This is a genomic window from Vibrio rotiferianus CAIM 577 = LMG 21460 (assembly GCF_002741985.1).
Lineage (GTDB): Bacteria > Pseudomonadota > Gammaproteobacteria > Enterobacterales > Vibrionaceae > Vibrio > Vibrio rotiferianus.
In genome coordinates this window covers 1-24,572 of the sequence record NZ_APHW01000106.1, presented here as the reverse complement: position 1 = coordinate 24,572, position 24,572 = coordinate 1, and the positions used below count along the sequence as shown (strand labels likewise).

Annotated in this window: 13 protein-coding genes; 6 read left to right on the top strand and 7 right to left on the bottom strand. The window is 43.8% G+C overall.

What is annotated here, in order from left to right:
* Positions 1–202: 202 nt before the first annotated feature.
* Together B853_RS22015 and B853_RS22005 are read left to right on the top strand one after the other, a co-directional pair.
* Complete coding sequence (locus B853_RS22015; protein ID WP_038886746.1) at positions 203–12,601, top strand: VCBS domain-containing protein; 12,399 nt, start codon at positions 203–205, stop codon at positions 12,599–12,601.
* 744 nt (positions 12,602–13,345) lie between these two features.
* Entirely contained in the window at positions 13,346–13,594 is a 249-nt protein-coding gene (locus B853_RS22005) for a YgjV family protein (RefSeq protein WP_010452360.1), read from the top strand.
* 316 nt (positions 13,595–13,910) lie between these two features.
* On the opposite strand, the gene B853_RS22000 is transcribed toward B853_RS22005, so the two are convergent.
* Complete coding sequence (locus B853_RS22000; protein ID WP_038886745.1) at positions 13,911–15,917, bottom strand: TonB-dependent siderophore receptor; 2,007 nt, start codon at positions 15,915–15,917, stop codon at positions 13,911–13,913.
* A 116-nt stretch (positions 15,918–16,033) separates the two neighbouring features.
* On the opposite strand from B853_RS22000, the gene B853_RS21995 reads away from it, so the two are divergent.
* Together B853_RS21995 and cueR are read left to right on the top strand one after the other, a co-directional pair.
* Entirely contained in the window at positions 16,034–17,005 is a 972-nt protein-coding gene (locus B853_RS21995; protein WP_038886743.1) for an AraC family transcriptional regulator, read from the top strand.
* A gap of 89 nt (positions 17,006–17,094) precedes the next feature.
* The gene (gene cueR / locus B853_RS21990; RefSeq protein ID WP_010452367.1) at positions 17,095–17,481 is read left to right on the top strand and encodes a Cu(I)-responsive transcriptional regulator; all 387 of its coding nucleotides are present in this window, start codon (positions 17,095–17,097) and stop codon (positions 17,479–17,481) included.
* 24 nt (positions 17,482–17,505) lie between these two features.
* Here the strand turns inward: cueR and vctC are convergent, their stop codons facing one another.
* Genes vctC through B853_RS21970 form a run of 4 tightly spaced genes read right to left on the bottom strand, consistent with a single transcriptional unit; the run spans position 17,506 to position 21,073 of the window.
* The gene (gene vctC / locus B853_RS21985) at positions 17,506–18,261 is read right to left on the bottom strand and encodes an iron chelate ABC transporter ATP-binding protein VctC (protein WP_038886739.1); all 756 of its coding nucleotides are present in this window, start codon (positions 18,259–18,261) and stop codon (positions 17,506–17,508) included.
* Between the two features lie 2 nt (positions 18,262–18,263).
* Positions 18,264–19,214 carry an iron chelate uptake ABC transporter permease subunit VctG gene (gene vctG / locus B853_RS21980; protein ID WP_038886737.1) on the bottom strand — a complete coding sequence of 317 codons (951 nt, stop codon included), beginning with the start codon at positions 19,212–19,214 and terminating at the stop codon, positions 18,264–18,266.
* Entirely contained in the window at positions 19,207–20,142 is a 936-nt protein-coding gene (gene vctD / locus B853_RS21975) for an iron chelate uptake ABC transporter permease subunit VctD (RefSeq protein WP_038886736.1), read from the bottom strand. Before vctD ends, vctG begins: the two co-directional genes overlap by 8 nt.
* Positions 20,143–20,164: 22 nt before the next feature.
* Positions 20,165–21,073 carry a siderophore ABC transporter substrate-binding protein gene (locus tag B853_RS21970; protein WP_038886734.1) on the bottom strand — a complete coding sequence of 303 codons (909 nt, stop codon included), beginning with the start codon at positions 21,071–21,073 and terminating at the stop codon, positions 20,165–20,167.
* A gap of 246 nt (positions 21,074–21,319) precedes the next feature.
* Here B853_RS21970 and B853_RS21965 point away from each other — a divergent pair, with 246 nt between their 5' ends.
* Positions 21,320–21,475 (top strand): DUF3012 domain-containing protein, encoded by a 156-nt coding sequence (locus B853_RS21965; protein ID WP_005431817.1) that lies wholly within the window; start codon positions 21,320–21,322, stop codon positions 21,473–21,475.
* Between the two features lie 117 nt (positions 21,476–21,592).
* On the opposite strand, the gene B853_RS21960 is transcribed toward B853_RS21965, so the two are convergent.
* Positions 21,593–22,273: a Crp/Fnr family transcriptional regulator gene (locus B853_RS21960; RefSeq protein ID WP_038886733.1), complete on the bottom strand. Its 681-nt coding sequence runs from the start codon at positions 22,271–22,273 to the stop codon at positions 21,593–21,595.
* A gap of 146 nt (positions 22,274–22,419) precedes the next feature.
* Complete coding sequence (locus B853_RS21955; protein ID WP_010452380.1) at positions 22,420–23,151, bottom strand: nucleoside phosphorylase; 732 nt, start codon at positions 23,149–23,151, stop codon at positions 22,420–22,422.
* A 230-nt stretch (positions 23,152–23,381) separates the two neighbouring features.
* Here B853_RS21955 and B853_RS21950 point away from each other — a divergent pair.
* Positions 23,382–24,572 (top strand): ISL3 family transposase (locus B853_RS21950; RefSeq protein WP_128827014.1); only part of this gene is annotated, 1,191 nt, incomplete at its 3' end.

Sequence of the window (24,572 nt, the reverse complement as noted above, 5' to 3'; positions counted from 1 at the left end):
TTGATTTTGTCTCACTTTTAAGCCGCTTAATTTATAATTTAATAATTATTTACGAAGACATATCTCTTCAAAAACATGACAATGCATGTTAATAAAGTGTCATTAAAGACGTGATTTCTCTAGACAATCAATTAACGCTAACTATAAGTCTAAGAGAGTTCTTTAATGTTATTAGTAAGTTTTGCTTCAAAGGGGATTCTAAATGACCGCAAAGAACGATTTCATTCCTCAAGGTGTCGAGAAATACGTTGTCCTTAACAGTAAAGGACAGCTCATCACAGTTTCAGAAAAACAGTTCGCTACTGGGAAATACACACTAGTCGGTTATATTGATGACAAAGGTGAAATGGTCGAGGTATTGGAAACGCAAAGCACACAAACCATTGACTTTACCTCGGACGACGTTGACGAATCCAACAGTCTTGATAACAATCTTCTGCCGGACGATGTTGGCGATATCATTGCTGCCATCGAGCAAGGTAACGATCCGACTCAATTTGAAGATATTGCCCCTGCTGCCGGTGAAGGTTTGAGCTCATCAATTGCTGGCGCGGCAACGGTAGAATTTAATAACCCTGAAGCAGACGTCTCAACATTCTTCGAAACCGGATCTCAAGGTACTCCAACACTTTCCCAGACCGAGCAGTTGGACACAGACCTTACCGCAAATGCCTCCCCACAATCTTTCGCTGACATTATCGAATTATCTGAAGATGACAATATTTCTACAAATGTACCAACAGCAATTGACGACGACGGTAGCATCTCGTCTTACCAACTTGTCGATGATGTAAATAAAGGCATTCTGACATTCAACCCTGACGGTAGTTACTCTTTTGACACAAATGGGGAGTTTGATTCTCTCGCTGAGGGTGAGTCCGAGACTCAAATATTCAGCTATATCTCGCTTGATGACCAAGGTGCTCCAAGCGACCCCGTGACTATTACGATAGTCGTAAACGGTGTCAACGATGCAGCGAATATTGGTGGCGTAGACTCGGGAGAAGTCGTTGAAGACGAAAGTACGCCGCGACTCTTAGAGTCTGGCACGCTGACAATTTCTGATGCTGACGGCTCTGACCAAGAATCATTCAGAGTCGATAGCGTTGTAGCTGAACCTGATGTGTTGGGCTCTCTAACCATTGACGCTAACGGCAATTGGAATTATCAGGTAGACAATAGTTTGGTTCAGTACCTAGATGAAGGTGAAACTAAACTTGAAACCTTTACTGTACAGTCTGAAGACGGAACTCAACATACCATCACCGTCACCATCGTTGGTGTGAATGATAGCGCCGTTATAGCGGGCGTTGACACTGGTACGGTCACTGAGGATCAGTCCGATCCCCTATTATCCGATAGCGGGACTTTAACTATTGTAGACTCTGACGGTTCAGCGCAAGAAGGCTTCGATCCCAATAACATCATCCCCGTTCAAAATGCGCTCGGCACATTGAGCATTGATGCTAACGGAAACTGGAATTACAGCGTTCCCAATGCTGACGTTCAATATTTAGACGAGGGTGAAACTAAAGTTGAAACATTCATTGTTTCCACGCTAGACGGAACTCAACATACGATAACCATAACCATTGTCGGCATTAATGATACTGCGATAATTGGTGGCATTGACACTGGCACAGTTACTGAAGATGAGAGTAACCCTTTACTCACCGAAACTGGTGCCCTTACAATTGCTGATGCCGATGGGCAAGAACAAGAAGCCTTTGACCCTAGCAGTGTAGTGCCAGGGCAAGGTAACCTTGGTTCATTAACCATTGATGCGAATGGCAACTGGGATTACCAAGTTCCTAATGCCGACGTTCAGTTTTTAGGTGAAGGTGAGACTAAAGTTGAAACCTTTACGGTTCAATCTGTCGACGGCTCTCAGCATTCCATTACCGTAACAATAATTGGCGTTAACGATTCTGCGATCATTTCTGGCGATGATATAGGCGCGGTTGTAGAAGATACTAGCACCCCTCTCCTTACCGATAACGGCTCTTTACGAGCGAGCGACGTTGATACCAACAACAGTGGCCTATTTAATATTAATAGTGTGTCAGCTGTCGGAGCCGTTCTTGGCAGTCTTTCTATCAATGAGTTAGGAGATTGGCAATATCAAGTCGACAACGCTTTGGTTCAATACCTAGGTGAAGGCGAAACCAAAACTGAGCAGTTCACGGTTCAAACAGATGACGGAACAGAACAAGTCATCACGATCACGATCACAGGTGTTAATGACGGCGCAATCATCACCGGTGATGCTATTGGTGCAGTCACCGAAGATGAAAGTGATCCTTTATTGACCGACTTTGGCAAACTAACTGTGACTGATGTCGACCAAGGACAAGCAGTATTTGATCCAAATGGCATCACGTCTGCGCCAGGTACTCTCGGCGCCTTAACAATTGACCCTGAAGGGAATTGGAATTACCAAGTAAGCAACGCTGATGTGCAATTCCTAGGTGAAGGTGAAACCAAACTAGAGACCTTCACTGTTACATCTATTGATGGCACCGAACATACTGTAGAAATCACTATCACTGGCGTTAATGACAGCGCAGTTATCGGAGGGGATGATATTGGTCAAGTGATTGAAGACAGCGCCTCCCCTACTCTGCGTGATACTGGACTACTAACGATAAACGATGTAGATGGCTCTGATGAGGAGTCTTTCGACCCATCAAGCGTCGCCACCAATCCTTCCAACTTAGGCGCGCTCACTATTACAGCCGCAGGTCAGTGGGTTTATGAAGTCGACAACTCGCTAGTTCAATACCTCGGTAAAGACGAGCAAAAAATCGAAACCTTTACGGTTAATTCATTGGATGGAACGCAGCATACTGTCACCGTGACTATTATTGGTGTCAACGATGACGCCATAATTGGTGGTGTAGACTTTGGAGAAGTAACTGAAGATGAGAGCACACCATTTTTGCAAGTCGGTGATACGCTTACTATCAGCGACCCTGATGGCACCGATGAAGCTAAGTTCGATCCATCAACGATAGTGCCTCCGGCCAATGCCTTAGGTACGTTGACCATTAGTGAGAATGGCAGTTGGAGTTATTTAGTAGCGAATGATGATGTTCAATATTTGAAGTCTGGTGAAAGTAAAACAGAGATATTTACTGTTTCAACAATTGATGGAACTGAGCATCAAATAACCATTACGATAAATGGCCAAGATGATCCTGCAATAATCACCGGTGATGTTGATGTTCAACTCCTAGAGACCGACGCTATTCTAACAGACAGTGGCAAACTAACTGTTCAAGATGTTGATGGGCCAAACGAATTTCAGGTTGTCACCAACCAAGCCGGGAGCTACGGGGTATTTAATATCGATAAAGATGGTAACTGGACATACGTTACCAACGATGCATTCAACAACCTAAATACCGACAGCGTACCACTCGTAGATCAGTTTGTGGTCAAAGCAGCTGATGGCACAGAGCAAACCATCACAATGACTATATCAGGTACAAACGACCTTCCGGAACTTGTGGCTGATGTTGGCAAAATTACTGAAGATGGTATCAGAGACCCTAATACGAATACCGAAACGGGTTACATTATCGACGCACTTGCGAACGATAGCGACGTTGACGACACGGTTCTAAATATTACAAACGCTCAGGTAGTTTCTGTTAATGGTGATCCAAATAACCTCTTAGGTAGTGTTAGCGTTGCTAACAACCAATTAGTGTTCTTCACTAATGATGAATTTGAATACTTAAACGATAATGAGTCAGCCACTGTCGTTATAAACTATCAGGTCACTGATGATCACGGTGGCGTATCACAATCCACGGTCACCATTACCGTAGACGGGGTCAATGACCCTGCTATTATCGATGGAGATGACACTAAAGTACTTAGTGAAACCGATGCACCATTGCAAACGTCTGGCAAATTGAATGTATCAGATGTTGATAATACTGATGAGTTTGTTCCTCAAACGGGCTACGTAGGAAAGTACGGTACCTTTTCGATAGATGCTCAAGGTAATTGGACGTTTGTTGCAGACGAGGCTTATGATTACCTCAACGTAAACAGTACACCTTTGGTTAGTGATTTTATCGTTAAATCTGTTGACGGCACTGAGCACACAATTCAGGTTACTATCCAAGGAACCAACGACGCTCCAGTTGCTTTTAATAGTACAGAAAATATCGATGAAAATGACGTTCTAAGCAGTAGTGTCCCTACAGCATCAGACGTCGACGGTACGATTGCTGCGTACCAACTCGTTAACGATGTTCCCTCCGGTCAAGGAACACTGAGTTTAAACCCTGATGGAACATTCATCTTTGATACAGGCACTGACTTTGACTATTTAGCTCAAGGCCAGCAAACCTCTGTTTCCTTTACATATATCGCTATCGATAACAACGGGACTGCGAGTGAAGTCAAGACAGTTACCATCAACATAACAGGTGAAAATGATAGCCCTAGCCAAATTACGGGCCCTCTGATTGGTAATGTAGAAGAAGATGGAACACAACTCGCCAATGGGCAGCTTACAGTGGTCGATGCCGATCAAGGAGCATCACATACATGGTCAGCGCTTGGGCAAACAGACTCAACCTATGGTGACTTTGGCATTACTGCAGACGGTTTCTGGACCTACAACCTTGATAATGACAAAGCCCAAGAACTGGCAAAAGGACAAATCATCACTGAGCGCTTTGTTGTTCAAGCAGACGATGGTCTCGGTGGGACGATTAGTCAGACCGTAACGATTACTATCACTGGTGAGAACGATGAACCAACTATCACCAACATTACGACGAATAATAACGTTGAAGAAGACAACGCCCTAGCGAACATGGTTACGGGTGACTTAGGTGTTACCGATGTGGATTTACAGGATGGGCACACTTGGTCAATTGATGGCCAAGAAGCGACATCCGGAACAGCAGCTTCAATAAATGCAACTTTTGGCACTATTACTCTCGACTCCAATGGCGTTTGGAAGTACACGCTAGATGATACCAAAGTCGACTTTTTAGCAAGTGGCGATATTCGTAAAGAAACATTCACCATCAAAGTAGACGATGGCAATGGCGGTACTGATGAGTTTGACTTGGTTGTCACTATCAAGGGTAGCAATGATGTGCCAGATATCTCAGGAACTCTAACCCAAACTGTCGCAGAAGATGCTAGTCAGTTAACCGTTTCGGGAAACCTATCTGATTCCGATCCAGACCTGAGTAATACCCATAGCTGGTCATTAGTCGATCCTAACAGTGCCTCGGGTGAATACGGTCTGTTTAGCATTGATCCAACAACGGGAACTTGGAGCTACACGCTAGATAATGACAAAGCCCAAGAGCTTGCCGCAGGTGCTATTGTTGAAGAACGATTCACTATCCAAGTAAATGATAATGATGGAGGCATAGACACTGAAGTTATCGTTGTCAGGGTAACTGGTACCAACGACGACCCGGTAATAGACACTACGTTAAGTACTGCGACAGATGATCTCGTAGAAGACGTGACTGTAACTGGTGGTGGTACGCTTATCGCAAACGATATTGATACAGAACTCACTCCAGACACCCTAACCTGGTCTATCAAAAACTCAGACCAAGGGCTATTCGGTACAGTTAGCATCGATAATAATGGCAATTGGGTTTACAACCTTGATCCTGCGTTATCTAACCGTATGGAAGAAGGCAAAAATTACCAAGACACATTTACAGCTGTTGTTTCTGACGGCAACGGTGGTACAGACGAAATTCCTATCGTCGTTAACATTGTAGGTAGTAATGATGCGCCTGAGATTACCGGCAGAACAAGTCGAACACTGACTGAAGATGTAGAAGCATTTCGCCGTGGTCGCCTTTACGATAATGACCCTGATGACAACAAAGACATCACTTGGACAATAGATGGTGCTGAAGGCAAATACGGTACGCTAACAATCGCAGATAATGGTCGATGGACTTATACTCCTTCAATGACACAGTCGCAGGATGACGCTCTACAAGCATTGTCTGAAGGGGAAGTTGGTACCCTTGAAACGTTTACCGTCCATGCAACAGACCAATACGGAGCAACAGATAACGTTACCGTAACCATTACTGTGGTTGGTACCAATGATCAACCTTCAATAGTTGTTAACGAACAACTCAATGGCTCTGTCACAGAAGACACCCCAGACCCGAGCCAGCCGATTACAACAACGGGTGACCTATCAGTAACTGATGTGGATACGCTTGACACCCACACTTGGTCTTTAAACTCAGATCAAGGTAAGTACGGAACCATATCCATAGATAATGATGGCAAGTGGACTTACGAACTCAATAATTCAAACTCGAGCGTTCAAGGACTGTTACCTAACGAGTCTTTAACCGACACGTTTACCGTCACGGTTACAGACAACAATGGTTTAAGCTCTACCACGGAAACTATCACCGTAACGATACACGGTGACAATGACACTCCGTCTTTGTCTGGTGATACTGGTAGCGTAGTTGAAAATACAAACAATAGAGATTCTGCTCAAGGTCAATTAGTCGTCTCTGACATTGATGTAAACGACTCTCATACTTGGGATGTTCTCAATACAGATCCAGCGGGTGATCCAGCCGGAAAGTATGGGTCGCTAATTGTTGATCAAAACGGTAAATGGACTTACCAATTACACAACGATAAGTTTGAAACACAGCAAATTCCACCCGGTGAAACGAGACAAGATATCTTCCAAGTTGAAGTAGAAGACTTAAATGGAGCAACTGCCATTATCGACGTGATAATCAATGTCGCAGGTGTTAATAACCCACCAGATATCATCATTACCGATACTTACTCAATTAAAGAAGATGCCATACCTGATACCATTACCGGTACCATAAATTCTGGAGACCCTGATGATGGAGAGTCACTCACGTGGAGTATCGTCGGTTCGACTGGCCAGTATGGCACCCTTACATTCATTGACCCAACCATTGGTGAGTTCTCTTATAAGCTAGATAACTCAAACCCTGCTGTGAATGCGCTAACTGATGAAGATATTGCAGGTCTACAAGATGTCATAACCATTCGAGTTGTCGATCAATACGGTCAATCATCGACCAAAGATCTAACCATCAACATCGACGGAACTAATGACGCCCCAAATCTGTCTGGAAACCTGTCTCCGCACACGACAGAAGATACCGTTACTACCACTGGCAATTTATCCTCAGGTGACCCAGATGCTGGTGATACCCACACCTATTCTGTTGATAACGGGGCTGGTAGCTATGGTAGCTTCAGCATTGATTCCGATACTGGGAAGTGGACTTATACATTAGATACAACCCAAGTCCAGCAACTAAACCCAAATCAAAGTTATCAAGAAACCTTTAATGTCACCGTAATTGACAGTAAAGGAGAAACATCGACGAAGCCCATCACGCTTACTATTGACGGTGTTAACGACTCTCCAACCATCACTGGCGATTTAAGCGCAACATTTTTGGAAGACTCAACCGATCTCGTTACCGGCAAACTGAACCTGATTGATATCGACGATGGTGATTCACCAACTTTCAATGTCATAAGTGAAAGCACCCCCTCTCAAGGAAACTACGGTACCTTCTCTATTGATGCTCAAGGTAATTGGAAGTTTATTCCGAACGATTCTGCAATTAACAGCCTTGAACAAGGTGCGATCGTCACTGAAACCTTTAACGTAATTGGTAAAGATAGTTTTGGGGCTGTTATCACTGATCAAGTCGTGATCACTATTAATGGCGAAAATGATCCACCAATCATTAGCGGTGATAACACGGGTTATATCGTTGAAGATGATGCAGGTCGCAATGACGGTTCTTTGTCGATAACCGAAGGCCAGTTGACCGCTACAGATGTTGATGATAACTCATCAATAACTAATTGGGGCATAGATAGCAGCCAGAGTACAGGCCTAGGCACATATGGTCAGTTTACTATCACTGACGATGGGAAATGGACCTATCAAGTTAAAGGGAACTCCATTCAAGATCTAGCCCCAGGCCAAGTAGTTACAGAGGAATTTTGGGTTATTGGTACCGACGACAAAGGCGAAAACTCACAACCTTATAAAGTAACCGTATTTGTCCATGGTTGGGATGACGATGCTGCGGGCGGTGGTGGTGGTAACCCACCCGACCGAATTGTAGACATTACCGAAGGCGATGAAACTGCCGGCCCAACAGAATCGGTAGAGATCCCTGTTGGTAGTGGTTTAAATAATTCAGCGACAGCAACACCTCATTCAGGCGGTGCATATGGTGAATTAGTCTACGATGACAGCGCCAAGAAATGGTTCTATGTTATCGACAATAACAATCCATTAGTAGATGGCTTACAAGAAGGTGAAACAGTCACTGAGGTTTGGCACATTTCAAACAAAGGCGTCACCTTCACAGTTGAAGTCACCATCAAAGGTGTCAATGATGCTCCGCAAATTTCTTACCAACCAATCTCGATATCTGAACCAGATGTCATTGGCGAGGTTACCGAAGATGTCACTCTATCTAGCTCAGGAGTGCTAGAAGATAACGACCCTGACTTCAACGACTCACAAGATTGGGTAATTGTCGATACAAGTAATGGCAACAGCGAAGTAACCCAACTGCAAGGTGACTACGGCACACTAACCCTAAACCCTGACACAGGAGAGTGGGAATACAATATCGACAACAACGCAGTTCAACCATTGAATGCTGGTGACGTTGAATACGATACCTTCACCGTAAAAGTGACCGACGAAAAAGGTGACTCTGATACGCAAGAAATCAAGATTAAAGTGAATGGTTCTGCGGATGATATAACCGTGGATCCAGATGTTATTTTAGAGCTCGATGCAACAGAAGACCAAAACAACACCTTTATCCAGAGTGGCAACCTTACGCCTCCAAGTGAACTTGGTAGCGATCCTACTTGGCAGCTTGTAGATGGCTCAGGCACCTATGGAAGCATTACTATCAATCCTGATGGTAGTTATGAGTACACATTAGATAACAACAGTTCAGCCGTTCAGTCACTCAAGGAAGGTGAAACAGTGACGGATACATTTACCGTATTCGTCACTGATCAATATGGTAAAACGGTTGTCGATGAGAATGGCAACCCTATTCCACTAAAAATCGAAGTCGAGGTGACTGGCACAAACGACGACCCTGTGATTAGTGGAGCTACAACGGGCTCAGTCAGTGCCGATAGCACCAGTAACATCACTGGCCAACTTGCAAGTGGTGACATCGATACTGGCGATACAGCGACGTGGGATCCATTAACTACGGTCAATGGTCAGTACGGTACATTTACGCTTAATTCAAACGGCAAGTGGACCTACGATCTCAACGAAAACCATCCTGATGTCGTTGCATTGAACCCGAACGAAACGCTGACAGAGTCCTTTCCCGTATCTGTGACCGATGGTGCCAATGCTACGGATTCAACAAACGTCGTGATCACGATTACAGGTACCAACCAAGCACCACAGATCACAGGTGATGTCACGGGAGAAGTTCAGGAAGACATTAAAGTGACCACTGGAGAACTGCAATTAACTTCGAATGATGTAGATAATGCTGATTCGGTAACTTTTGCACCAAAAAACCTTTCTGGTACATACGGCCAGTTTGTTCTCGGCTCCGACGGAAAGTGGAGTTACACGCTATACAATGACCCACATATTCAAGCACTGCCTGAAGGCGCTATTGTAACTGAAAGCTTCTTCGTAACTGCGACCGATAGTTTTGGAGCAGAAGTCACTCAAGAAGTTGTTGTTACTATACTAGGCGACAACGATATCCCGACAATCCAAGGTACAACGACGGGAACAGTAACCGAGGACAGCCCTACGCTTGCAACCGGCAATCTCGGAGCGAATGATGTCGACTTTGGTGATGTACTTAGTTATCAAGTCGTCAATTCAGGCACCTTTGGTTCAAACGTAACCATAGATGGAAATACTTGGAAGTACGAGCTCAATAGTGCTCATCCAGATATCAATGCGCTCCCGAAAGGTGGTTCAACAACCGACACTATCTCCATCATTGCCAAAGATGGAAAAGGAAACTCTGTTCCGCTTGATATTACTATCACCATTAATGGTACGAATGATGCCCCTGAAATAGCGGCCATTGCCACGCAAACCGTAGCCGAAGACGATACAAGTCCACTTACAGGAACGTTCGACAGTGGTGACCCAGATATTGGAGATGCCATCACTTGGAGTGTCATCAATTCTGATCCTAGAGGCACGCTAACGATTGACTCATCTAGTGGAGATTGGGAGTTTACTTATGACAATAACCTTCCTGAAGTACAAGCGCTTGCGGTAGGTGAATCATTAACCTTGCAATATGAAATCAAAGCTAAAGATGAGCATGGCTTAGAGGACACGCAACCCGTTACATTTAAGATAACTGGTACCAATGACTTACCTGAAGTTACCCAAGATTCTGTAACAACCGGACAAGTATTTGAAGATCCTAGCCAAGGTTCGGGAACTGCAACAGGTACTATCGATATCGATGATGTCGATGCATCAGACAATCACTTATTCACTTTTGACAACAATGCAGGCTCTCAGACCAAGCAAGGTCAATATGGTGAGCTCACGATTGATAAGAACACTGGTGTTTGGACCTATGTCATGACGCCAGCGCTAGTGGAGTCGTTGACTGATACAGACCAAAACATCTTTGACACCTTTACGGTTACTATTGATGATGAAAATAGTGGAGTGATAACTCAGGACGTCGTTATTCAAGTATTTGGCGATAATGATGTGCCATTCGTGGTTGACAACCAAACAGATACTTCAGGAGAAGTTACTGAAGATGGTACGGCTTCGGAACAATCTGCGACTGGCACAATCACTGCTGATGATGCAGAAAACCAGGATTTAACGTTTAGCCTAACTTCAAATCAATCCCAGTATGGTACTTTCTCTGTCAACAATGATGGAGAATGGGACTACGTACTTGACCCTGTTAAATCTCAAACATTACCTGCAGGCATAACGACTGAACAGTTTGTTGTCGCGATTGAAGATACCGAAGGTAAATCAGTAAATCAGACCATTACTATCACCTTAAACGGAAACGACGATTCTCCAATCATCGAAAATACAAGCGAAATATCAGGTAGTGTTACGGAAGATGGCACAGCATTAGAGCAACAAACATCAGGAAAAGTTGAAGCGTCGGATCCTGAAGGCGGCTCTGTGACTTTTGAGCTCAACTCCCCTGCTTCGCCTTATGGTACCTTTATTCTACAGCCGAACGGAGAATGGACATACACATTAGACCCTGTGCTATCTCAGGCCTTGCCTGGCGGCATAACTGAAGAAGTCTTCACTGTCGTGGTTAAAGATGGTTCGGCAAATGAAACCAACCAACTCATTACCATCACGCTCAATGGTAACAATGATCCTGCGACCGTTGATGGCGTTGCCGCAGGACAGGTCAAAGCGGGCTTTGTCGACCAAGCTTCGGGATTGCTGACTGTTGATGACGTGGATACTAACACCAGTAACTTAACATGGTCCGTTGATGATACCAGCGGTAGCTACGGTACACTCTCGTTTGATGATTCAACCTTGACGTGGACGTATACACTCACTCCAGGAGCAGCTGATACACTATCTGTGGGGCAGACATTTGATGAACTGTTCACAATAAACGTTAGTGATGGAACAACCATCACGGCTAAACAGGTCACAGTGACTGTTCTTGGTACTGCACATATAGGCTCATTGGGCTCCGATATTCTCGTCACATCTAGTTATGACGAGATCTTATGGGGAGGCCCTACTGATGGTTCTGATATTGGCACCTCAGATACCTTCCTATGGAGCGATAATGTACTGGGAACCAGCGCAACACCTGGAGATGACATCATCAAAGATTTCGATGTCAACGCTGATGTTATCGACTTGGAGCAAGTTTTCAATCTGACCAGCGCATGGGATTCGAGCACTCTAAGCAACGAATTAACCATTACTGAGGTGGACGGGAACACAGTACTGCAAATCACACAAACTGATAGTCAGTTACTTCAATCCATTACGCTTGATGGTGTAAGCTTATCAAACTTATACGGCCAAAATGTTGATAACCTCTCTAATCAAGAGCGCGTTAGTTCTCTCGTTGAGACAGGTCAACTCGTTGTTTCTAAGACCTTTGGACATGAGGGCAATGACACCCTTAGTGGAACCTCAGGAAATGATATATTGACTTCGGGAGGAGGCATCGACACCTTTGTGTTCTTACAAGAGAACTCTGGTAGCACTAATACCATCACCGATTATGACCCAAATGGTGATGAAATTGATCTCACAGATCTACTCCCAGCTAACACCAGTGTGAGTGATTTACTCGACGCAAACTTAATTCAAGTCACCGTCAATGACGATCCTGCACTGCCAGATAGTTCAGCAAGTTCATCTACAACGATTACCGTAGAGGATACTACTGGTGCGGTAACGAATATTACTTTAGAAGGGATTGGTTGGGATACGCTCAATGTGAATAATGTAAGTGACGTAAGCTCGATCACTACCGAGTCGCTGCTTAGCACCTTACATGTTTTAACAGAGCATAATTAGTTTTTCGGTACGCCGCCCTTTAGGGGCGGTTTACTCTTATCATTATGCCTAAAAAGGTAAGTTAGGCTAACGCCAACCCACCGCTCCCTACTAGCAAAGGCATAAAAGCGAAAAACACATCGAAATACTCACTTCTCTTCGATAACCTAATCAATATTGGTGCTGAGAAGAACATAACAATCAAATACTGAAGAACGTAATCCTGAGGGATCAATAACAGCATACTTACATGCGAAAACAAATGTGCTAGCACACACCAATAGTGGGGTTTAGTACGCAGTACCAAAGCAAACGTAAATATAAAACTAATAACAATCGGCATACTACATCTATATGATAATAATTCTCACTTGCATTATAGTGTAGATAATCACTCAGGTTCAACTCATAAGGGACAATTAGTTCACAATTCCTTACGGATACAAACTCAGGACGACCCCCTCCTCAATAGCATGCGCTAAACAAAGGTTCATGTTCAAAGTGTTTCTATCAACTAAGCAGATAAATACCCTCTTACTATTAATCAACATAATAAGTAAAACTATCAATGATTTTTCTCTTAAACGTTTGCGTAATCGCTAACCTTCTCTTAACCTCTAATTGAGGCTTTCATCACGGTTTTTCCATTGCTATAGTTAACCCATCAAAACGAACAAGACCATTCGAGGCATGGAGCTTCCTCACTAATCTCAAGATGAGAAGAATTGGTACCGACAGAATTCGGCAGATTTAGAGGGTCAAATAATGGAAATGAATATGGTTGAAATTTTGGGTTATGCAGCTTCAATCATGGTTGCAATTTCGCTAACAATGAAAGATATCGTGAAGCTTCGTATTCTTAACTTTGTTGGCTGTGCACTGTTCACCGCTTACGGTCTAATGATTGATTCATGGCCTGTAGTACTGACTAACGGCTTCATCGCGTGTGTTAACGTGTACTTCCTTGCAAAAATGCAGCAGGAAAAAAAAAGCCTAACGCCTGAAAAAGCGTAAAAATTTAGTTTTAAAAAGGCCCGCTAGGTGAATAACCAGCGGGCCTTTTTCGTTCTAACGCATCCGATGCAGAATCCCCACCCTACTCCCAATCTGTATTGGTGGGGTAATACCAATCGTAGTAAATAACCGGTCATTCTAACTTGTCATAATGCTCGATTACTTCGTTTAAAAGTTTGATTGTAGAATAACTACTTATCTAGAATTTCAGCCTTGTTCTCAAGCATTTTTCCTGCGCTAATTCTGATCAATTACTGTGATTGGGATAACCTCCTGCTCAGAAACCAAATATTTAAGGTTGTTATTACTCTTAAAATTAGAACTGGTATGCGGCTGATAACTTATAGTTTCTTCCTGGTTCGTAGTCATCCAGCGTGATTCCTCGCGCGGTACCCGAACGAGAGGCATGGGACGTATATAACTCATCAAAGACGTTATCAATACCGAACGTTACTGATAGACCATCGATATTGGAAGGCACCCATTGGGCATATAAATTATGCACGTCATAGTTGTCTTTTTTAGGCTGACCATCAAAGACGTTGTCTTCTTCAAGAACAAACATTGAGTTCCAACCAAAGATGGTTTCTAGCGAATCAGATTGGTAATCCAATGTCAGCGAGATGCTGTCACCCATATCAATACTGCGCCCATTGCCCCCGGCTACTGGACCGCCAGTATCTTTGTTTTTAGTGTCTGACTTAGAGTAAGACAGTTTGCTGCCAAAGCTTTCGAAACCATAGAAGGCGCTAGCTTCGAAGCCTTTGATTTCCACATCACCTAAATTGTATATAAGATAAGTTTGAGTAGCGCGTTGGTACTCGTCTGCAATGTAGTTGTCAATATCTGTTTGGAATACGGTCAGATTTGCACCAAAGGAGTGCTCATCCATGCTCTTATTGAAACGCACACCACCTTGTGTGTTTTGGCCCGTTTCCGGTTTCAAGCCTTCTTTTAAGTACGCCACACCTTGGTATGCGATAAAGGTTTCCATTAGTTCTGGACCTTTAAACAGCGAGCGAGAACTTGCAAACAACGTCCAGTCTTGTGTTACTGCCCACTCCGCTGCGAGCGACCAGGTCACTTCATCGTAATCGTTGTCCCCCGTTTCCGCTTTACGCTGATAGTCATCAAAACGCAAACCTGCAGTAATAGAAAGAGCATCAGAAATGAAAATTTGGTCCTCAACAAATAGCGCTGTAGAAACCGCTGATTCAGACATGAACTTACTTCTACCGTAGTAACTCTCTGACGTCTTATCCATGTAATCAAGACCGTATGTCGCACGGTGGTCAAGGTTACCCAACGTCAGCAATGATTGGAATTTTGCACTTAAGCCAACGTTCTGGTTTTTTGCGGTGTTTTCCGATAATCGATTAGCTGGCCAACGCGGTGCCATCACTGATTCATCACGTACCACTTCAGTCTCGGTATTGTAAAGCGTCACGTCACCTTGGTGTTGCTCACCGCGCAACTCATAACTAAGAGTGACCGTGTCACGATCGTAATCCGTCGGAACCAGCAGGTTATTGGATAGACCGTTGTTCGCACTGCCCGACATATCAGGACGCGGGTTGTAGTCACCACTGTCACGGTACATGTCGTAAGAGATTTCAAAGCGATGGATGTCGCCAAACTCGTACCCTAGTTTGCCTAAGATGTTATAAACGTCGCCCTCTGAACCAAAGGTTTTATTGCCATCGCCATCTTCAAAGTCATCTCGTGTTACGTAATGGCCGTAGACCATCGCGTCCACGTTTTCAGACAGCAATCCATAAAGCGTTAATGAGCCCTGTTGATTGTCGTTGGACGCATAACCACCATACACGCGCGCACCAAAGTTTTCATCGTAACGCAGCAGATCACGTGCATCTTTAGTTTCAAAGTACACCGAACCACCAAGACCACTTTGCGTCACCGAGTTATTACCTACTTGGATATCCGCGGACTTGAGAATATCTGGGTTAAGAGTCAGGTTGCCAATATGGTGGAACATGTTGGCATGCTGCGATGCACCGTCTAAGCGGATATCAAGGTCGGTTTCACCTAAGCCACGAATCGTAATGCGTTGGTTGACAGAATGCGTACCACCAACATCAACACCTGGAATCTCACGCAGCAAATCGGACATATGGTCCGCTTGTTTTAATGACATGTCGTCGGCAAACATGGATTCAGTATTGCTGGATACTTTAGTACCCCAAACAACAACCTCTTCGAAATGAGAATCTTGGCCTTGGGCTAAAACTGGATGAGCAAGTGCCATACTCACCGCCAGGCATAGGCTTGAAAGCTCAATTGGTGAGCGAACAGGGCTTTCCATAAACGTCTTCCTAAATATAAATGATAATAATTCTCACGTATGATAGGGTCGCTAATGATAAATAAAAAGACGAATCACTTATGCAGAATCGCCTAGGTGTTATGAGGAAACGTCAAATGACGGAAGAGACCAAAAAAAGAACTAGAATTGCCAAAGTAGCTATAACTAAAAAACTTGAGGGCACAGAAACGCAGTACATCGTAAGTCAAGGGCAAAGCCGTCAAACGCAACTGGCAGAAGGAAGCTTCTTCTCGTATCAGTACAATGACCAGATTTTTGTCCATGGTGGAGGTTGCATAGAACTCGTAGATTCTCATATTGTTTCTACTGCTCGTCCCGCCATGCTGATTACCATTCTTTTAGAAGGCAAACTCTCATTTGGCTACGACGATCTTAAGTTCGATTTTGATGCAAATTCATCGCCGCAAGGTGTCGTTGTGAACTTGACCAAACCTGCAAATTTCCACCGTTCTCTTATCCAAAATAATCATATGAACAAGATCAATATAGCCATCAAGCCCACATGGTTAGAGTCGAGAATAGAAGGCAGTATTGATCATCAACGCTTTATTGAAACGCATAACGCCTTTTATCAACTAAAGCTTAACTCGGCAGTCATTGATCTTCTCCATACACTCTTTCGGCGTGAGCCTCCTGTCAACGTAAAAGAACGCCTAGAAGTTGAAAGTCTAATCTACCAAGTTGTCACCTATGCGATAGGCCAAATGCCCGACGAATACTGTAAAAAATCCGAACAGAAGAAACATTCGGTCGATGCTCGAATTGAAAATATCATTAGCTACATCGAAACACACCTTGAAGAAGAGTTGAGTTTAGAACGTTTAGCTGAGGAGTTTTCGATGAGTGTTTCAAATCTCCAACGCCGCTTTAAACAGTCTCTAGACATGACGGTTAATGGTTATATACGCCATCGCCGCTTAGAGATTGCGCGTCAAAACTTGGAGCATGGGCTCATGTCCATAACTGAAGCCGCTTATGAGGCTGGCTACCACCACCCATCAAACTTCACGAGCGCATTTAAGAAAGTATTCGGTGTTGCGCCTCATGAAGTAGTTAATAGCCACTAAGAAAGGACTGGCTCGTGTAAAGCCCTTTGGGTCAAACAACACTTGAGGTTATACTCGCGATAAAGGTTATCTGAAATACAGAGGTCATCATGAATATTGGTGCAGTGGCCAAATTAACGGGCCTATCATCTAAGTCCATTCGTATGTACGAAGATAAAGGTATTATCTCGTCACCAACACGCAGCGACTCAGGCTATCGCGAGTATTCGGAAAAACACATTCAAGAACTCAACTTGGTTTCTCGAGCAAAGAACGCAGGTTTCTCACTACAAGAGTGCAAAGAGTTCGTACACTTGGCACACAACCCAAACCGTAAAAGTAGCGAAGTAAAAGCACGAACCATGGACAAACTTCATGAAGTGGAGCAGAAAATTGCCCACTTATTGGAGATTAAGAAGCAGTTGGAAGGCTGGGTTTCTTCTTGCCCAGGGGATGCAAAAAGCCGCTGCCCGATCATGGACGAGCTCACCAAGTAAGCTCGCCAGCATTTGAAAAGACACTTAGTGGTAAGTACACATACGCTTGCCATTAAGCTCGATGATATTGAAAGGTGTCTCGTAGATATCTTCTAACGTGGATGCCTGAATCACCTTTTCAACCCCGCCACTTGCAACCACTTTTCCCTTCTTCAAAGCAAGGATCTCATCGGAATAACAAGCCGCAAAGTTAATATCATGAATCACTACCACCATGGCTTTGTTCATATCGTGCGCAAGACGCTGAACCACTTTCATGATCTGCAATGAATGCTTGATATCAAGGTTGTTCAAGGGCTCATCAAGAAAGACATAATCCGTATCTTGGGCAATCACCATCGCAATGAACGCCAATTGTCGTTGACCCCCACTCAATTCATCTAAGAACTTATCTTGGATTTCTTTCAGGTCTAAGTAATCGATGGCTCGGTTGATTAGCGTGTGATCATCTTTGGTTAGGTTACCTTTCGAATACGGGAAACGTCCAAATGAGACCAACTCTTTGACAGTAAAACGCATCGTAATCATGTTTGCTTGGCGTAGCACCGCCAACTTTTTCGCGAGCTCTTTGGTGTCCCATTCAGCAATCTCTTTGCAATCAATCATGACACTCCCGCCATCTCGATCGGTCAATCGCGATGCCATCGAGAGCAAGGTACTCTTCCCTGCCCCATTAGGGCCGATAATCGATGTCACTTTCCCTTTTTCAAATTGGGTATCGGCCTCATCAACCACTTTGTTGCAACCAAATGCTTTAGTAAGTTTATCTATAACAATCATGTTTATGCGACTTTGTTTTTTAGCAGTAGATACAAGAAGTAGATACCACCAATAAAGTTAATTACTACGCTCAGCGTCGTTTCGAATGAAAATAGGTTTTCAATAATCCATTGCCCTGAAAGCAAGGCGCAAATCGCCATCAAAGAGCAACCAACCAACAAGGTTCGATGCTGGTAAGAACGGAACATTTCACGGCTCAAATTCGTCACCAATAAACCAAAGAACATGATGGGCCCAACCAATGCAGTAGAAATAGCGATGAGCACTGCAGAGAGAACAAAAACATTGCGCGTTACTTTTGGCACATCCACACCCAGGCTCTTTGCATTGTCTTGGTCGAGCCAAAACACATCGAGAGTGCGATGCATGCGATACAGTAACCAACAGGCTAATAGCAACATTGGTGAGCTTAGGTACACCAAGTTCACCTTTACATTGTTAAAACTCGCATACAGTTTAGATTGCACAAACGCAAAGGTATTTGGGTCCATCAGAAGGGAAAAGAACACCGCAATATTGTTGAACAGTTGCCCAAAGATTAATCCGACCAAAAGCAACGTAATAAGGTTGCGTCCACCTTTTGAGAAATAGAACCCAAACAACAACAGTGAAAAGCCCACCATCACTAATACAGCAATGGAGAAGTTGATATACACATTAAGTACCAGAGCACTCAAGCCACCAAAAAGTAAAACAATAAGAACCTGTGTTAACACATACAGCGCATCAAACCCCATTATGCTTGGGGTGAGGATTCGGTTATGGGTAATCGTTTGAAATACCAACGAAGATTGAGCAATCGCCACACCAGCCAACACCATGGCCAATACTTTAGGCACGCGTCGTGACAGGAAGTACTGGTAGTTGTCGGCAGTTAAGCCAATACCGATGAACAAAAATGCGAAAAGCAGCGCTATGGCCGCCAATAAAAGAAGTTTATTGGAATCACGCACTTTGCTTACCTCGCAACAACATCGCGATAAACACAACACCACCCAATATACTGATCACAATCGAAATCGGCATTTCATGAGGGAAGATGATCACTCGGCTAACCAAGTCACACGCTAAAACGAGAATCGCCCCATACATAGCAGTAAGCGGGATATTACGTTTTAGATTGTCACCGTAGAAGTAACTGACTAAATTTGGCACGATAAGTCCAAGAAATGGCAGTTGACCAACTATCATCACCACACTGGCTGACATCACCGACACCAAAAGTACGCCTAACGTCACCACTTGCTGATAGTTAAGACCAAGATTTACCGCAAAGTCTTTGCCAATGCCCACAGCAGAGATACGAGCAGCAAACAGGTAACTTAAAAGCGCGACAGGCAAAGCAATATAAAGCAGCTCAAAATCCCCGCGCAGAATGTTAGCAAAGTTTGCGACGCTCCAAGCTGAAAGACTTTGCAGCGCATCGTATTTGTAGGCAATGAAAGTAGTGACAGCATCCACAACGTTGCCAAAGATGATTCCGACGAGAGGCACAAACACCACACTTTTGAACTGAATTCGTTGAATGAACTGAATGAACACTAAGGTGCCCAAAATGGAGACAGCGAAAACAAGCCACAGTTGTTCACCATTGCCAAAGAACACAACACTCATGACATAACCGAGCATGGCGCATTCAATGGTGCCTGTCGTCGAAGGTGCGGCGAATCGGTTTTGACTAATTTGCTGCATCACTAATCCAGCGATGCTAAGCCCTGCCCCAGCAAGGAGAATGGCAAATAAACGTGGAATCCGACTCGTAAAGAAAAGTTCTAGTGCCTTTGCATCGCCTGAAAACAACTGTTGGGGTGTCATATTTGCCACCCCAACAAACAACGATGCGACGCTTAGAACAACAAGAACAAGCAATAACTTTTTCAAAGTTAACCTCAGCGTACTTCACTTACAGATCGATGGTGTGTTTAATTTCACTCACCATCTTTTCCGTTGCAGTTACACCGGACATTGCTAAGTACCAAGCATCAACGTCTAGAAAAGTAATTTTCTTGTTCTTATAAGCCGAAGTCGCTTTAACGAGATCGTTATTCAGCGCTTTTGCTAAGTCGTGATCGGATTTTGCGTGCAAAGAGTTTCTATCAATGACTAAGATGTTCTTTGGATTGGCTTCACGAATAAACTCATAAGAAATAACGTCACCATGTGTTCCTGTTTTCAGATTTTGCACAGTTTCCTGAAAACCAAAGTCCGTATAAATCGCGCCAAAGCGAGATTTCGCGCCAAATGCACTGATGTTGTCACCAATACTTAGAATCGTAAGCGCATCGTTATTATGAGCTTGGTTATAGTCACGAATCGCCTTGAACTGAGCGTCTAAGTTTTCGATCTTTTGTTCAACTTTGCCTTCAATATTGAAGATCTTGCCAACATTGCGCCATTGCGCTTTTGTGCCCTGCCAATAATCTTCGTCCTCACCTGATGCAAAGACAACCGTTGGTGCAATTTCACTAAGCTCGTCGTATTTTGCTGAACCTCGGGGTCCAACCAAAATCAAATCCGGCTTTTGCATATAGATGGTTTCGAAATCCGGTTCGAACAAGCTACCTGCAGAAGTGTAATTGTCTTTATCGTACTTAGAGAGATATTTAGGCAGGTGGGAAGCGTTAGATACCGCCACAGGATCAATACCGAAACTATCCAAAGTATCGAGTGGACCGAAGCCAATTACAACCACGCGCTTGGGTGATTGCTCAATTTCTGTTGTTCCCATGTAGTGATCGATTTTGACGGTTGCAGCAAAAGAAGGTGAGATTGTGAGCAGCGAAATAAGAGCCGCACTGACGAGTTTTTCCATTATTTTAGCCTTAAATGAGATCCATTATCATGCGCATTCGCAATATATCGTTACTCATTCAGGCATTCAACCGATTATTTAACAACTTTACATTCGTTACACTTCTTAATTGGCTCAATAAATCAACGAATTACTCTACACCTATACAGAATTTGAGACGATAAGCGCAAAGTTATAATTTTAGTATTTATCACTTTAATGAATGTTTATACTTCTTTTAAATGACTCACTAAAAAGGACTAGAGAATGAAGAAGTTAGCATTAGTTTTATTTGTAGCAGCACAACTGATGGCATGTACTGAAGTGGGCAGCGAGGCATGGTGTAATGACATGAAAGAAAAGCCGAAGGGTGAATGGACAGCGAACGAAGCTTCTGATTTTGCTAAGCACTGCGTTTTCTAAACTAAATAAACGCTGAATGATCTTATACCCAAGTAATCTTGAGATGCTTGGGTATATTCCGAAACAAGCAAAGTACGGTAGTCTGCAGCTTCGCTATATAGACTTGCTCATTGCGGTTTATTCGTAGGCATCAAGAAACGTTTTTAGTGCCGCTTCATCGACAATCTCAAGCCCCTGCTCCCCTTTTCTAATCAGACCTTTGTCCATCAGATCTTTTACTGCACGGCGATAAACCCGACCTGAAGTACCAAATCGTTCTGCCTCTTGGTTTACCTTGCCAAACCCACCTAGCATTGTATTGGTCTGCTTTTGCACCAGCAAATCATAGGCGATATTGTAAGTGATAGGATGCAATAGTCGATTGGTATAGATATCCAGCGAGTCTTGATAATCTTCCGCTAATGCAGAAGCAAAAAAGAACATCATTTCAGGGTGTTTGTGTAATGCTTCAGTGAGAAGATTTAAACAAATCACATCCACCTGAAGGTGCTCGTCTGCAATCACATTCCACTGGCAGGCGGTTTTGGTAAAAAACTCCATTTCACCAAAAACATGATAATCACAGTTCGCTTCACCTAGCTGAAATCTACGTCCGTTCGCCGCGAGAATACTCATTGAAACACGGCCAACAGGAACAATGTATAAGTAGTCTAACTTTGCACCTTGCTGGAGGATCTCCTGACCAGCATCAAAGTAACGAGTACTGATTTGGCATTGATAAACAAGGTCTTTAAACGCTTTGCTTTGATCACTAAGGAAAGATTTGAAACGCCCCGTTGAGTACGGACTAATTCTCATAACGCCGCCATATTGTCTGAGCTATAACACGTAAACGACACATTCTACGTATTTAGGAGAACGATGTCGCGATAAGAATCAGCCGTATCTTGTACTGCACTTTCCCAAAGCGAGAACACACTCTATTAACGGTTCATTCGTCGCTATCAGTTCCGAGTCATCAACGCTTCTAACGCGGCAATGGATGCAAGCTTCTCACCATCCATCATATCTCGCTCAGCTTCGACATACTGCCCTACACCTTCTTTAACATCCTGCTGGTACAGAACAACATTATTGAGGATAGAGGCGGTTTCGATACCACGTAACCTGCCTACGGTGAATAGAGCAGAAGTTTCCATATCAGCGCCTAGCACACCTTTACTATTCCAGTATTGGCAAATTCGCTCCTCATCGTCGGTATAAAAACTATCATGGGAGCGTACAACACCACGATGATATGTGACCCGCTGGTTATTTAAAAAGCGTTCAAAGCTGGCAAGTAACTCGAAGCTTGCATAAGCAGGAAATGACGGCTCGACATATGACTTAGAGCCTCCTTCATCGCGTACAGCCGCTTCGGCTACGATCAACTCACCAAGCTGAATGCCTTCTTGCATCGCACCCGCGGAGCCTACACGAACAATATGTGTCACACCGCATTGCTTTAACTCCTCAACTGCAATAATCATTGAGGGTGAGCCAATGCCGGTACTGCAAATAGAAACAGGTTGACCTTTATAAGTGCCAGTAAAGACGCGGTATTCTCGGTTCTCAGCGACCAATTCTGCTTGTTCCAATAAAGATGCAATACGATTAGCTCGATTTGGTTCACCGCAAACAATAACTCGTGGTGCAACCTGTGTTTTATCGACACAAATATGTGGTTGTTTACTCACTTTGAATCCTTAAGCTTTAATACAAATTAACTCAAGGCAGTTTAGGAGCTTTGGACAATAAAAAAGGAGGACTTTTGTCCCCCTAATTTCGCGATTGATCATAATTCAGCATTAACCGGATGCAATCCCTAATTTAAGGTTCATCGCGGATAAGCGGGAACTGAAAACAAAAACGGTAGTAAGTGATAGAGTTTTATCGCCAAACAAAACCTACACAAACTACCGTTTTCATGTCGAATCATACTTTCCTATCTTCATTCTGGGAAGGCTTTCATATAGTAAAGTCTCATCAGACTCCATCATTAATAAAGCTCACTCTCAAACCTAACTCTATCGCTAAGTGTCCGTGCGGGCTTAAAGCTCAAGCCATACATGAGTATCAATGGCGTAACGTGAAGGAAGCCACACTGCTAGGAGCTCCCGTTGAACTGTCCGTTCAAACCCGACGCATCAAGTGCAGCCACTGCGGCATTAAAACAGAACAACTATCTTGGTTGGAACCCTATGCTCGTATCACTAACCGCCTACGAAGCTATATAGAACAGTTGTTGCCCCTGCTACCAATCAAACATATAGCCCAAGTAACTGGCGTTCATTGGCACACAATCAAAGAGATAGATAAACGTCGGCTTCAACAGGTAGTACCGCCAGTTAAATGGGGTGAATTAAGGCAACTCGTCATGGACGAGTTCGCCATTTTTAAAGGGCACCGTTACGCGACAGTCATTGCAGATGCGAAAAGTCATCAGGTTATCTGGATAGGGCTAGGTCGTAGCCGCAAGGATATTCGACCGTTCTTTGAACAATTAGGCGAGCACGGAAAAAATATCGAAGCAGTAGCAATGGATATGAATACGGCTTTTGACCTTGAAGTCCAAGAGCATTGCCCAAATGCCCGTGTCGTTTATGACTTGTTCCACGCTGTTGCTAAGTTCGGTCGTGAAGTGATGGATAGAGTCAGAGTCGACCAAGCCAATAAGCTAAAACAGGACAAAAAAGCAAGGCAATGGGTCAAGCGTTCGCGCTGGGTATTATTGAAAAATAAGGATAATTTAAATACACAACAGGAAAGCTACCTCACAGAAATATTGAATATGAATCAGGACTTGATGACAACCTACTTACTGGGTGCGCAATTAAAAGAACTGTGGCGTTGCAGCTCTGAACTTCAGGCTAAAAACCTGTGGCAGGTATGGTTGGGACAAGTGAATGAGAGTGGAATTAAGCCGCTCAAAGAGTTCGCTCGAAAGCTCCGTCCATACCTTCATGGGATCACTGCTTCAGCAAGCTACCCGCTGAATACCTGTACGCTTGAAGGGATAAATAACAAGATAAAGTTAATTAAGCGGATGGGATATGGCTATCGAGATACTGATTACTTCTTCTTAAAGATAAAAGCGGCTTTCCCCGGAAAGCCGCGA